Source organism: Brevibacterium sp. FME37 (genome assembly GCF_014897485.1).
GTDB lineage: Bacteria > Actinomycetota > Actinomycetes > Actinomycetales > Brevibacteriaceae > Brevibacterium.
Genome location: NZ_JABUYE010000019.1, coordinates 44803 through 58216 on the forward strand (window position 1 = coordinate 44803; position 13414 = coordinate 58216).

13 protein-coding genes and 1 tRNA gene are annotated in these 13414 nt (G+C 61.8%); 3 read left to right on the forward strand and 11 right to left on the reverse strand.

Going from position 1 to position 13414, the window contains the following annotated elements; translation table 11 throughout:
• Positions 1-2: 2 nt before the first annotated feature.
• From pth to INT29_RS17765, 6 genes are all read right to left on the reverse strand, one after another.
• Positions 3-602 carry an aminoacyl-tRNA hydrolase gene (gene pth, locus INT29_RS17740; RefSeq protein WP_193072671.1) on the reverse strand — a complete coding sequence of 200 codons (600 nt, stop codon included), beginning with the start codon at positions 600-602 and terminating at the stop codon, positions 3-5.
• A gap of 173 nt (positions 603-775) precedes the next feature.
• A complete protein-coding gene (locus INT29_RS17745) occupies positions 776-1411 on the reverse strand; it encodes a 50S ribosomal protein L25/general stress protein Ctc (protein WP_193072673.1) in 636 nt (211 codons plus the stop codon).
• Positions 1412-1569: 158 nt separating this feature from the next.
• Positions 1570-2592, reverse strand: a complete 1023-nt coding sequence (locus INT29_RS17750) for an alpha/beta hydrolase (protein WP_180958881.1) — start codon at positions 2590-2592, stop codon at positions 1570-1572.
• Between the two features lie 144 nt (positions 2593-2736).
• On the reverse strand, positions 2737-3708 hold the full coding sequence (locus INT29_RS17755) for a ribose-phosphate diphosphokinase (protein WP_101569600.1): 972 nt from the start codon (positions 3706-3708) through the stop codon (positions 2737-2739).
• A complete protein-coding gene (gene glmU, locus INT29_RS17760; RefSeq protein WP_101569599.1) occupies positions 3701-5158 on the reverse strand; it encodes a bifunctional UDP-N-acetylglucosamine diphosphorylase/glucosamine-1-phosphate N-acetyltransferase GlmU in 1458 nt (485 codons plus the stop codon). The genes INT29_RS17755 and glmU overlap by 8 nt, the downstream gene beginning before the upstream one ends.
• 33 nt (positions 5159-5191) lie before the next feature.
• A tRNA-Gln gene (locus tag INT29_RS17765) sits at positions 5192-5263 on the reverse strand.
• A 63-nt stretch (positions 5264-5326) separates the two neighbouring features.
• Here INT29_RS17765 and INT29_RS17770 point away from each other — a divergent pair.
• A complete protein-coding gene (locus INT29_RS17770; RefSeq protein ID WP_101569598.1) occupies positions 5327-5749 on the forward strand; it encodes a hypothetical protein in 423 nt (140 codons plus the stop codon).
• Positions 5750-5933: 184 nt separating this feature from the next.
• Positions 5934-8447: a UvrD-helicase domain-containing protein gene (locus INT29_RS17775; protein ID WP_193072676.1), complete on the forward strand. Its 2514-nt coding sequence runs from the start codon at positions 5934-5936 to the stop codon at positions 8445-8447.
• Positions 8448-8545: 98 nt separating this feature from the next.
• Here INT29_RS17775 and INT29_RS17780 read toward each other — a convergent pair whose 3' ends face one another.
• The 4 genes from INT29_RS17780 to purN form a co-directional block, all read right to left on the reverse strand.
• Positions 8546-8728 (reverse strand): antitoxin, encoded by a 183-nt coding sequence (locus INT29_RS17780; RefSeq protein WP_101569596.1) that lies wholly within the window; start codon positions 8726-8728, stop codon positions 8546-8548.
• A 139-nt stretch (positions 8729-8867) separates the two neighbouring features.
• Positions 8868-9104 (reverse strand): hypothetical protein, encoded by a 237-nt coding sequence (locus INT29_RS17785; RefSeq protein ID WP_226830707.1) that lies wholly within the window; start codon positions 9102-9104, stop codon positions 8868-8870.
• A gap of 106 nt (positions 9105-9210) precedes the next feature.
• Positions 9211-10794 carry a bifunctional phosphoribosylaminoimidazolecarboxamide formyltransferase/IMP cyclohydrolase gene (gene purH, locus INT29_RS17790; protein ID WP_193072678.1) on the reverse strand — a complete coding sequence of 528 codons (1584 nt, stop codon included), beginning with the start codon at positions 10792-10794 and terminating at the stop codon, positions 9211-9213.
• 49 nt (positions 10795-10843) lie between these two features.
• Positions 10844-11464, reverse strand: coding sequence for a phosphoribosylglycinamide formyltransferase (gene purN / locus INT29_RS17795; RefSeq protein ID WP_193072681.1), 621 nt, complete (start codon positions 11462-11464; stop codon positions 10844-10846).
• A 105-nt stretch (positions 11465-11569) separates the two neighbouring features.
• Here purN and INT29_RS17800 point away from each other — a divergent pair, with 105 nt between their 5' ends.
• Positions 11570-12022: a hypothetical protein gene (locus INT29_RS17800; protein ID WP_193072683.1), complete on the forward strand. Its 453-nt coding sequence runs from the start codon at positions 11570-11572 to the stop codon at positions 12020-12022.
• Between the two features lie 32 nt (positions 12023-12054).
• Here the strand turns inward: INT29_RS17800 and INT29_RS17805 are convergent, their stop codons facing one another.
• The gene (locus INT29_RS17805) at positions 12055-13335 is read right to left on the reverse strand and encodes a DUF6350 family protein (protein WP_101569885.1); all 1281 of its coding nucleotides are present in this window, start codon (positions 13333-13335) and stop codon (positions 12055-12057) included.
• Positions 13336-13414: the final 79 nt, after the last annotated feature.

Genomic DNA, 13414 nt, shown 5'->3' on the forward strand with positions numbered 1-13414 from the left:
TGTCACTTCGAGTGGTACTTGAGCTGCACCTTTTCAAGGCCCTCGACGATGTACATCTCGACGGCATCTGCGATATCCGAGATGAAGATCGGAAGTGTTTCGCGTTCGTCCTTGGAGAAGGGTTTGAGCACGTAGTCTGCGGTGTCCTGGCGTCCCATGGGCCGTCCGACACCGGCCCGGATGCGAGGATAGCTCTTCGTCCCCAGCGCCGATGTCATCGACCGCAGGCCATTGTGTCCGCCCTCTCCCCCGCCGACCTTCGCCTTGATCGTGTCGAAGGCGATGTCCACATCGTCGTGGACGGCAATGATCCGGTCGGTGTCGATCGAGTAGAAATCGGCGAGCTGCCTCACCGGTCCTCCCGATTCGTTCATATAGCCCGTCGACGTTGCCAGCACCACGCGTGGTCCGGGAATTCCGGGAACCGAGCCTGACGGCAGTCTGGACGTGCCGACGTTGGCACGCAGTTTGGTTCGGGTCAGGTTGACGCCGATGCGGTGTGCGAGTTCGGCGATGACCATCTGCCCGATGTTGTGTCTTGTCGTTTCGTATTTGGGGCCAGGATTGCCCAAGCCGAACACCAGCCATGCTTCATTCGTCATCGTCGTCCTTCGCTCATTCGTCTTCACCGCTCTTCGAGGACACCTGATCTGTCAGGAACCCTGACAGCACATGTGCTCACAGAACGAATTCGGTGGGCCGTTTCGTCAACGACCCACCGAATTCACTTTTCAGGCTGTGCCCAGAAGCTGGGCGCAGACGGAAGAAGTCGAGGTCACTCGTCCTCTGACTTCTCCTCTGCTGCACCTTCGGCCGACTCTTCGGTCGACTCTTCGTCGGTCTCGTCTGCATCCGACTCGGTGTCCATCTCGGCCTCTTCCGAGACGTTGACGACGAGAAGTTCGGGATCAGCAGCGAGTTCGACGCCTGAAGCCATTTCGACCTGTCCGGCCAGAACGTGCTCACCGGCGGCGCGCCCCTCAATGGTGACCTCGATGTACTCAGGCAGCTTGGTGGCGTCTGCCTTGATGAGGAGCGTCGACTCTTCCTGCTGCACCATGGTGCCGGGAACGGCTTCGCCGATGATGTGAACAGGAACGTCAACCTCGACCTTTTCGCCGCGCTTGACGATGATCAGGTCAAGGTGCTCGATCTGACGGGTGACCGGGTCGGTCTGCACGTCGCGAGCGATTGCGAGAACGTTCTTGGCACCATCGGTGCTTTCGATCTCGAAGAGGGCGTTGGCGTGCTTGAGGGCCATCATGGTGGCGTGGCCGTCAATCGAGATGTGCACAGGATCTCCGCCGTGTCCGTAGACGACTGCGGGGATGCGACCTGCACGGCGGGTCCGGCGGGCAGCGCCCTTGCCGAATTCATTGCGGGGTTCGGCGATGAGTTTGAAGTCAGCCATTTTCTCTCCTTCGTGGTGTACTTATCTTGCAAGCACCACGGCGAAACAGCCTTCAACCACAATGTCACTGTCTCAATTCGGCTCCGAAGGGCCGGTCAGTGTTGTGGGTCAGGACCGCGTCGATAACGGAAACATGAGTTTCCCTCGCCGAGGCAACCCTATGATTCTAGGTCACTGTCGTCGGTGACGCCAAGTCGGGCGGTCACAGCTTCAGCACACGCATCGATGCCGGTCTCCGTGAGGAGGATGTCGTAATGGTTCGTGCCGGGCACCTCGACAACGTTCAGCTCTTCCCAGCGCTGCTGGTAGGAGGCCACGAGTTCCGGCGGGTAGAGACCCGGCTCGGAGGCAACGAGGTCACGTTCGGCGAAGAGGAACGTCACCTCGGACTGACGCCGCTGACTGCTCATGATCTGGGCCAGTGCGTTGCGGTAGGCGCCGCCGGTGTACATATCCGCCGAGTCGGCCTGCATCGCCTCAATGGACGTCGACGGCTGGAAGCTGTGATCGTCCTTGGCCGCGAGATCGTAGACGAAGCTCTCCGTGGCCACATTGTCGAGACCATCGACGAAAGCTGGATGGGCGGCGAAGAACGCGAGGTATTCCTCAACCGACGCGAATGACATCGACAACCGTTCGGCGGCCGGCCCGAGGACTGCGGCGATGAGATCGTCGGTGTCAAGATCCTGATCGTTGAGCTCATCGGGTGCTGCGATGTCGACGTCTCCCCCTGCTTCTGGCACCGGCAGGGGAAGTCCTCCGTCGATGAGGACAGGTCCGTGGAAACGGTCGGCCACCTCGGCATCGGAATCGGCACCTGCACCCATACCGGCCAGGGTCATGGCAACGAATCCGCCCATAGAATGTCCGACCAGTGTGACCGGCCCGGGCTCGGCGAAGGCCTCGATGGCGGTGAGGACGTCCTCGGCATGGGCCTTCATGCCGAACGGCGGCCCCAACAGACGAGAGTCGGCACGTCCGCGCAGGTCGGGGCCGATGATGCGCACACCGGGCAGTGAGGAGACCAGCCCGGCGAAGAACAGATGGTTCGAGGTGATTCCGTGGATGACGCACACCGTGGGGACGCGGCCGGGCCCGTAGGCCACGGGTTCCCAGACGCCGACGGACAGCTCGCCGCCGGAGACGCTCACCCGGTACCGGTTGTAATCGTGGGACGACATCGTCACGGTTCCCTCCACTCGGTTGTCTCCAGTGTAGAGCGTCGATCGTTCCCACGGCAGGTGATGGTGCAGATAAGACAGAGCGAACCCCGAGCCGGACTCTCGGCTCGGGGTTCGCTTCGGGAGACGCGTTGCGGCTCTGGCTCAGACCTCGAAGAGGCTGGTGACCGATCCGTCTTCGAAGACCTCGTGCACGGCACGGGCGATCAGCGGAGCGATCGAGAGCACGGTGAGCTTGTCGAACATCTTGTCTTCGGTCAGCGGGAGCGTGTTCGTCACGATGACTTCCTGCGCCACGGAGTTCGACAGGCGCTCGACGGCCGGTCCGGAGAAGACTGCGTGTGTCGAGACGACGATGACTCCGGTGGCTCCGGCGGCCATGCAGGCGTCGGCGGCCTGGACGATGGTCCCGCCCGTGTCGATCATGTCATCGACGAGGACACAGGTTCGGCCCTCGACCTCACCGACGACACGGTTGGCCTTGGTCTCATTCGGTCGTGTGATGTCGCGAGTCTTGTGGATGAATGCCAGCGGCACTCCACCCAGGGAGTTCGACCAGTTCTCGGCGACCTTGATGCGGCCGGCGTCGGGTGAGACCACCGCCAGCTCGGTCGGGTACTTGTCCTTGACGTAGCCGGCGAGGATCGGCATCGCGATGAGGTGGTCGACCGGTCCGTCGAAGTACCCCTGGATCTGCGCAGTGTGCAGGTCCACGGTGATGATGCGATCGGCACCGGCTGTCTTGTACAGATCGGCCACGAGACGAGCCGAGATGGGCTCACGTCCGCGATGCTTCTTGTCCTGCCTCGCGTAGGGGAAGAACGGTGCGATGACCGTGATCCGCTTGGCCGAGGCACGTTTGAGTGCGTCGACCATGATGAGCTGCTCCATCAGCCATTCGTTGATCGGTGCACAGTGCGACTGGAGGACGAAGACGTCACAGCCGCGGACCGATTCGGAGAACCGGACGTAGATCTCTCCATTGGCAAAGTTGTAAATGTCAGTGGGGAGAAGTTCCGTCCCCAGGTTCTCAGCGACTTGCTCAGCGAGCTCATTGTTCGCGCGCCCGCTGACCAGGACGAGCTTCTTTTCGCTCGCCGTCGTTATTTCATTCACTTGCCGGTTCCCCTTCAGATGCGGCCTCGGCTGCCTGCGCTGCAGGCGTACCGGGGCGGTTGCTGACGACCCAACCCTCCAGGTTACGCTGTGGCGCCACGGTTATGGCAAGCGCTCCCGCAGGGACATCTTTGCGCACAGTTGTGCTCGCACCTGAGTAGGCGCCGTCGCCTACCGTGACAGGGGCAACGTACATGTTGTCCGAGCCCATGCGTGCGTGCTTTCCGACGACGGTGCGGTGCTTGTTGACACCGTCGTAGTTGACGAAGACCGATGCGGCTCCGATGTTGGATCCCTCACCGATCTCGGCATCGCCGACGTAGGACAGGTGCGGCACCTTCGCGCCCCGTCCGATGTCAGCGTTCTTCGTCTCCACGAAGGTGCCGATCTTTCCATCCTCGCCGAGGTTGGTCCCAGGTCGCAGGTACGCGAACGGTCCGACCTTGGCGCCGGCTCCCACAACGGCGAGTTCCGAATGGGTGCGCACAACCTGTGCCCCTGCACCCACCTCGGTGTCCTTGAGCGTTGAGTCGGGGCCGACGACAGCGCCGGTGGCGATATCGGTGGCACCGAGCAGCTGGACTCCGGGAAGGATCGTAACGTCTTCGCCCACGGATACATCCATGTCGATCCAGGTCGTGTCGGGGTCGATGATGGATACGCCTGCACGCATCCACTTTTCGCAGACGCGGCGGTTGAGCTCCTTGCCGAGGTTGGCCAGCTGCACACGGTCGTTGGCACCCTCGACCTGCCACAGGTCTTGGGTGGCGGTGGCGGCCACTGACTGACCAGCATCACGGGAGAATCCGATGACGTCGGTGAGGTATTTCTCACCCTGTGCGTTGTCCGTCGTCAGTGACGCGAGACCGGCCTTCAGTGCCGAGGCGTCGAAGGCGTAGATTCCGGAGTTGATCTCTCGAATGCTGCGCTGGTCATCGCTGGCGTCCTTCTGCTCGACGATGCGCAGCAAGGCTCCGGAGGCGTCGCGGACGATGCGTCCGTACCCATTGGGGTCGTCGACTTCGGCAGAGAGGACCGTCACGGCATTGTGGGAGGACTCGTGGACCTCGACGAGGTTGTTGATCGTGTCAGTCGTGAGAAGGGGCACATCGCCGTAGGTCACGACCACTGTACCGTCGAGGTCATCTGGCAGCTGTGTCAGCGCGCATTCGGTGGCGCGGCCGGTGCCGGGGACCTCGTCCTGATCGGCGATGAGGACTGTCTGCGTCGAATTGATCGGCAGGGACTCGAGATGGGAGATGAGCTGGTCGCGTTCATGCCTGACGACGACGACGAGGTGTTCCGGAGTGGCACCGGCTGCCGCCGCGATGGAGTGGTGGAGCAGGGAGCGTCCGCCGATCGGGTGCAGAACCTTCGGCAGCGTTGACTTCATACGGGTGCCCTGGCCTGCTGCCAGAACGATGACGGCGATGGGTCTGGTCTGCGACATCTGTTGAATCCTTCGCAAGTCGGATTGGGCCAGCTCCGCCCATAGGATTCGAACCTATACCACACGGCTCCAAAGGCCGGCGTGCTGCCATTACACCAGGGCGGAACAGCGTGCACCAGTTGAGGGCCCGCGCTCACGAGACACCATCATGCCACTACGATGAACCGTATGGAAATTCTTCGCGAGATTTTAGTTGCTCTGCACCTCATTGGAATGGCGATCATCGTGGGTGGGTATTTCTCCCTCATTCGCACTCCCAAAGTTGCTCCCGGCATGCTGCACGGCTCTTATCTTCAGCTGATCACCGGTCTTCTCCTGCTCACCATCGCTGAGATGGGTTCGGGCGAAGTCAACCACATGAAGATCGGCATCAAACTCCTGATTGCGATTCTCGTCACCGTCTTCGCATTCATCGGCAACAAGAAGCAGAAGGCCTTCGCTGCCGGATCTTCGACTGCTGGTGTCGCACCCGCTGGAGGCGGCGCCGATGGAACCGTGGCGACCGCGGTGAAGAACCCTTCGGCGACGATGGCGCACCTCGTATTCGCTGGAGCGATCATCAACGTGTTGGTGGCCGTCTTCGTCCACTGATCTTCGAATCTCAACTTTCGTTGAGCCGGCTCCGCCCCGTTCGCACCGCTGTTCGCGATCGGGGCGGAGCCTTTTCTCTGCTCGCCCCGCTGCACTCTCCTCGGCTTCCTGCTCCGTACTTTCTTCGCCCATCTGCTCCGTACTTTTCACTGCGTCAGCGGCTGACGGTATCGTTGACCCGGACATGACTGCTGCAGCTGAAAACATCGAAGAAGCCACTCCGGGAGCCGACTCACGTGCGGCCGAACTCGTCACCGGACTCAACCCACGACAGCGTGAGGCCGTTGCCCACACGGGCTCCCCCCTCCTCATCGTGGCGGGCGCCGGATCAGGAAAGACGACCGTCCTGACCAGGCGCATCGCCTATGCGCTGGCCACCGGTCGGGCCCATCCCGGTGAGGTCCTGGCGATCACGTTCACGAACAAGGCCGCCAAGGAGATGGCTGAGCGCGTGCGCTCCATCGTCGGTCCGGCATCGCGAGCGATGTGGGTCTCGACCTTCCACTCCTCTTGTGTACGGATCCTCCGCCGCGAGGCGAAGGTGCTGGGCATGAAGACCAACTTCACGATCTACGATGCCCAGGATGCTCAACGGCTCGTGTCTCAGATCCTGAAGGAACTGGGAATCGACACGAAGAAGTACACGCCTCGGTCGATGCTGCACAGAATCTCCAATCTCAAGAACGACCTGCAGACGCCCGATGACTTCATGCCCCGGCCGAACAATCCCGCCGATGAGGTCCTCGCCGATGTGTTCAGGCGATACACCTCTCGCCTGCGCCTGGCCAATGCTTTCGACTTCGATGACCTCATTGCTGAGACCGTTCATCTCTTCGGCGCCTTCCCTGAGGTCGCCGACTTCTATCGCCGACGGTTCCGACACATCCTCGTCGACGAGTACCAGGACACGAACCCGGCCCAGTATGCGCTCATCAAGTCTCTCGCCGGCAACGGCGCCGGTGGTGCCACCGGGGCTGAGCTGACGGTCGTCGGTGACGCCGACCAGTCGATCTATGCCTTTCGCGGGGCGACAGTGCGCAATATCGTGGAGTTCGAGAAGGACTTCCCCGATGCGGAGACGATTCTGCTGGAGCAGAACTATCGCTCCACGCAGAACATCCTCGATGCTGCCAACGCTGTCATCTCGAACAATCAGGACCGCAAGGACAAGAAACTGTGGACCTCAGAGGGCACGGGCGAATCCATCGTCGGCTGGGTGGCGGAGAATGAGCAGTCCGAAGCTCGCTTCATCGTCGACCGTGTCGACGAGCTCATCGACAATGAGAAGTACACATATGGTGACTTCGCGGTCTTCTACCGCACCAATGCTCAGTCCCGTGCCATTGAGGATGCTCTGGTCCGCTCGGGCATTCCCTATAAGGTCGTCGGCGGCACACGGTTCTACGAACGTAAGGAGATCAAGGACGCTCTCGCATATCTACGTGTAGTCGCCAATCCGGATGACGATGTGAATCTGCGGCGCATCCTCAACGTTCCCAAGCGGGCCATCGGTGATCGCACCGAGGGCATCGTCGCTGACTTCGCCGACCGTGAGGGCATCAGCTTCTACACGGCGCTGGGACGCCTTGATGAGATAGTCCATCTGTCCGCCCGGGCAAAGGCCTCCGTGTCGAAGTTCTACGATCTCATGCGAGATCTGGCAGCCATTGCCGAAGCGGCTCCACTGTCGCGGGTCATCGAGGCGATTCTCGAGCAGAGCGGCTACCTTGAGTCGTTGCAGAAGAGCACAGACCCGCAGGACGAATCGCGTGTTGATAACCTCGCCGAACTCGTGGCCGTGGCCGAGGACTTCGTCGCCACACAGGCCATGGCCGGCACCGGCGATGACGACGATGAGCCCGAGGGGGAACCACAGGCGGAGACTGAAGCGCAGGCGGAGACTGAGGCTGAGGTTGCTCCTGAGGTCGAGGCTGTTCCTGAGGCTGAAGATGAGGAGTCTCCCACGTCGGGCGGTTCCTCGATCGAGGCCTTCCTCGAGCAGGTGGCGCTGGCCTCGGACACGGATCAGATCCCTGATGCCGAACTCGGTCAGGTCACGCTCATGACCCTGCACACGGCGAAGGGCCTGGAGTTCCCGGTCGTATTCCTCACCGGCCTCGAAGACGGTGGCTTCCCGCACGCTCGTTCCTTCGAGAATCCCAATGAGCTCTCAGAGGAGCGTCGTCTGGCCTATGTGGGTCTGACCCGGGCTCGACAGCGCCTGATCGTGACTCGGGCGGAGACTCGCAGCATGTGGGGACAGCCGCAGTACAACCCGCCGAGCCGGTTCCTCTCTGAAATTCCCGAGAGCCTCATCGAATGGGAGAACACCGGCACCTTCTCATCCAGCGGCGGCGGATTCTCTTCCGGCGGCTATGGCGGGGGAAGCCTCGGCGGCTACAGCGGCTCGCGCGGCGGCGGGTTCGGTTCCTCACGCGGATCCGGCTCTTCGTCTCGCTCGCGCTCAAGCTCTGCGAACTCTTCGTCGCCTGTGGCCGGTTTCCCGAATCGGATTCGACCCAACCGAGAGGTCATCACCGTATCGGTGGGCGAGAAGGTCTCACATGAGTCCTTCGGTCTTGGAACCGTGACAGAGGTCAAAGGTGTCGGCGATAAGACAGTGGCCGTCGTCGACTTCGGCTCCCTGGGCACGAAACGACTCTTGCTGCGCTACGCCCCCATCGAAAAGCTCGGCTGACAACCGGGCACGGACCTGGAGACATAAATGAAGCGCCGAGGTGAAAATAATTTCACCTCGGCGCTTTTCCATGCCGGACGCGGCGATGGATTCAAAAATCAGTCGTTGCCAATTTTTCCGTCGACTCCGTCGCGACCCTTGTTGATCTGGTCGTCGAACTTGCCGCCGGTCTTGTCATTGGCGAAGTCAGTAGCCTTATCAAGACCCTTATCGCTGAACTCTTCACCCTTGTCGCTGTTCATGGCGTCCTTGGCTTTGTTTGTAAGATCGTCGAGTCCCATACTGTCTCCCTTCAATGGAAAAGGTTCTTGCGAACCTTCTTACACCAATCACCCTGCCACTTATCGGACGCGGGTGTAACCGAATCTTCCCGCTTCTCAGCAAATGCACAAAAAGACTGTGGTTCGGCTTCCGGCAGGTTCAGCGTGACTCCGGAACTACGAACGCCAATGCCACGAGAACCACGGCGAAAAACAGCCCGGTTCCAATGTCGACGCTCTTCGACCGGTTGGTCCAGACCTCTTCCCACGGCTCCGGCATCGCACGCATCATCGCCAGCCCTGCCGGCACGACAGCCAAAACGATCGCACCGAGTCGGAAATCGATGATGGTGCATGCGGCTGCAATCAGGATTCCCAGCAGGCATGCCAATAGCACCCAGTCGCGGAGTACAGGGTTTGCGTAGCGCCGTTTCCAATAGATCCAGCGTTTGGCGATCGGGCCGCGCCCACGCCTGGCATGGCGTGGGTGGGCCCTCCCCTTCTCAGTGGAAGAAATGGCGGCTCCCGGTCAGGTACATGGTGATCCCCGCCTTCTCAGCCGCTTCGACGACCTCATCATCGCGGATCGAACCACCGGGCTGCACAACCGCGCTGATGCCGGCATCGATGAGGATCTGCAGTCCGTCTGCGAACGGGAAGAAGGCGTCCGAGGCGGCCACGGCCCCGGTCGCTCGCTCCTCACCGGCACGTTCAACGGCCAGCTTCGCGGAATCGACCCGGTTGACCTGGCCCATCCCCACGCCCACGGACGCACCGTCCTTGGCCACGAGAATGGCATTGGACTTCACTGCACGGCAGGCCTTCCAGGCGAATTCCAGGTCGGCCAGAACCTCGGCGGTAGCGGCAGTGCCTGCGGCCAGTGTCCAGTTCTCCGCAGCATCGCCGTCGGCCTGGAATGCATCGCGGTCTTGGACGAGGAACCCGCCGGTGATCGGCTTGATCTCCGAGGGTGCGAAGTCGACGTCGCCGAGTTCAAGCAGGCGCAGGTTCTTCTTGCCCGACAAAAGCTCCAGGGCTTCGGGCGAGAATGAGGGGGCGGCCAGGCACTCAGTGAAGATCGGCTTGATCGAAGCGGCCAGTTCGGCGTCGACCTCACGGTTGGTCGCGATGACGCCGCCGTAGGCGGACAGAGAGTCGCATTCGTGGGCTGCCTTGTGTGCGGCGGCTGCCGTATCGGCCACAGCGATCCCACAGGGGTTGGCGTGCTTGATGATTGCCACAGCCGGACGGTCGAAGTCGAAGGCCGCGCGAATGGCAGCATCGGTGTCCGTGTAGTTGTTGTAGGACATCGCCTTGCCGCCGAGGAGTTTCGCACCGGCGATTCCACGGGTTCCGTCGGAGTACACCGCCGCTGCCTGGTGGGGGTTCTCGCCGTAGCGCAGGTCCCTCAGCTTCTCCCCCGTCACTCCGGCGAAGGCTGGCTGGCCGGCAGCCGCGGCCGCTTCGTCGGTTCCCGCTTCTTCTGCACCGGAAGTGAGTTCGGCGGCGAACCAGGAGGCCACGGCCGTGTCATAGGCCGCGGTGTGAGCAAATGCTCGAGCGGCGAACCCGCGCCTGGCGTCAAGGTCGAAGCCCTGGCCCTGTGCCGCTTCGATGACGGCGGGGTAATCGCTGGGATCGGTGATGACGGACACGCTCGGGTGGTTCTTCGCCGCAGCCCGCACCATGGAGGGGCCACCGATGTCGATCTGCTCTACGCAGTCGTCGAAGTCGGCGCCGCTGGCCACGGTCTCGGCGAAGGGGTAGAGGTTGACGATGACGAGCTCGAAGGGTTCGATCTCGAGCTCATCGAGCTGGCTCATATGATCCGGCTTGCGCGAATCGGCGAGGATGCCGGCGTGGACCCGCGGGTGCAGGGTCTTGACTCGGCCTTCGAGGCATTCTGGGAACCCTGTCAGGTCTTCGACCTTCGTGACTGCAGCGCCCGCCTCGGCGATCTTCGCTGCTGTCGAACCGGTGGACACGATCTGCACTCCGGCGGCTTGCAGTCCGCGGGCCAGGTCCTCCAATCCCGATTTGTCGTAGACGCTGACGAGCGCTCTCTTGATCGCGCGGGTTCCTGTCACAAGTCCTCCTTGAAGGCTCGATTGCCGTTTCGTGCGGTTGGTGAGTAGGTCAGGACGAAGACGCCGAGGTGGCATATCCGCTGACATGCCGTCCATCGATGACGAGGTCGTGATGGACGAGGTGGGTCAGGAGGCGGACAAGTTCCGACCGCTCCTGAGTCTTGATGCGTTCGTGCACCGTATCTTCGGTGTCTTCGTCGCTGATGGGAACAGCGAACTGGGTGATGATCGGACCCGTATCGACCCCGGAGTCAACGAGGTGGATGGTGCCGCCGGTGATGCGCACACCGTGGGCGAGGGCATCACGGACACCGTGGGCGCCGGGGAAGGCCGGCAGCAGGGCCGGATGTGTGTTGATGATGCGATCGCGAAAGGCCGCGATGAACGAGGACCCGAGGATCCGCATGAAACCGGCCGAGACCACCCAGTCGGGTGACAGGTCTGCCACAGCATCCCGCAGGCGGAGATTCCAATCCTCACGGCTCGCGCAGTCCTTGGGTGCCACGACGAAGGTGGGGACCGAATGCGCTTTCGCCCGGTCGAGAACACCCGCCGTCTGTGAGTCGGAACCGACTCCGACTATCTCAACCCCACGACCCGATGTGGCGAAGGCGTCGATGACTGCCTGTGTGAGGGTACCCGAGCCGGATGCCAGAAGAACGATGCGCACAGACCCATTCTAACGTTTGAATCATCGGCTGTCGGTCACAGCATCAGAATGCGGACTCCGGTGGCCGCCAAGGTTTTTGTCAGTGGACTATGACAAACTATTGCTGTGACGTCACCAAACAATACTGAAGAGAAAAGCGCGCCCACTCCCGAAGAGGAGAAGCAGGCCGCGCCCGCTCGACACGGCCTAGTCCTGATCCTGCTGATCCTCGCCTCGGTCCTGACGTTCACGTATCCGCTGCCGTTCAAGGTTGCGGCGATCGCCTTCGCCATTGCCGCCGTCGTCTGGTCGATCCGTTACATCATCGCCGTGGTCAAGGCGAAGCAGAAGCGCAATATGTCGCTTGGGATCCTAGGCGGATTGCTCGCCATCTACCTCATCTTCTCGACGATGTCGTCCGTCGTCCTCTGGCCCGTCCAGTCGAAGTATGAAGAGTGCGTGCGCGATGCCATCACACAGCAGGCGCAGCTCTCCTGCACGACGGAATATCAGACCGGCCTCGGCGACTGGTTCAAGCAGATCACCGGCCAGGACCTGGACCTGCCCGGCACAAAGTAGGACATCCTCGGCCGAGAGGCCGTTGATTCGGCTCAGTCCTCGTCCCAATAATCGGCGTGTCGTTCATCGGCGATGCGACCGAAGGGTTCCTCGTCTTCATCGAAACCGTCCCGATCGCCGGAAGATCCGGACCCGGTCTGCATGTCCGAGAGCCTGGTCAGGAGCAGGCCTCCAGCCATCCCCACCGTGAGCCATGCAGTGATGACCAGCGCAGACGTCAGCGCCGAGGGCCCGAACGCAGACAGACCCAACGGGCCCATGGCCCCTCGCGCGAAGAGCGCGAGGACCTGAAGCACGACGAAGCATTTGATCGCCGCAGTGACCAGCCCTGCCCACGAACCCATCATCACCAGACGGGCATGATCGCGACCGAGGATGACGCTGAGGACTCCCAACAGAACGAGCAGCACCGGTGCCGCGTTCGTCCACGCCGGATAATCACCGACGAGCAGCTGGAGCACCGGGACGTGCGGAATCGGTCCGGCCGCAGTCTGGAATACCGAACTCAGTGCCCCGTCGCCCACGCTCACTCCAGTGCCTGCGATCCAGGACAGCGAGGCGTAGAAGATTCCTGGGGCGAAGAGAATCTGAATGATCAGCAGGCCCACACCTGCAGACAGCGGTGAGCTGTAGATCTGCAGTGACTGGGCCAATTCGTTCCACCTCAGTACGATGCCGGTGGCGATGACGAGCACCGACAGGAATGCCGCACCCCAGAGTAGCCGCTTGACCAGTTGCGCACCGGCAACCCAAGCATCGCTGTCGAGATTGTGCAATCGCGGGATATCGTCGACACCGCGAACCCACATATATCCGGCCGCAGAGGCGGACAGCAGCATGAGAATCAGCCGGAGGAGGCCCCCTGGTGTCAGGGTTCCCTCCCCCACAAGAAGGGTCAGAGCGAACAGCGGGACGGCATAGGCAATGATGTAGGTCCCCAAGGCGAGGAGCATCTGCTTCCACCATGAAGGCTCCATGATGTCGCTGTCCTCTGGCTCTGCTTCTGTGAAGCCGGCGACCAGGCGTTTGGCCCCGGCGGCGAAGAAGAACCACAGGCCCAGTGTGATCAGGCTCGGTGCCAGCGAGAAGTCAAAGCCCAACGTGGACACGCTCAGGCCGTGCGCGATGCCCCACATGGCGAATGCCCACTCGGGAATGATCGAATACGGCAGCTGCGAGCCGAGTCCGATGATCCAGAAGACAGTGGCGATGACGAAGGCCGCGGGGACGGCGATGAGGTCGATTCGCAGTGCCTCCAGCAGGCCCAGCAGGACTGGATGGCGATGGGTTCGGGGGTGAGGAGAAGTGTGCATCTCTCCCATTTTCGCTGACACGGTGCTCGCTTCCTGGTATTGACCACGCGATTCTCTTCTGTGGGAAGTACAATTGCGC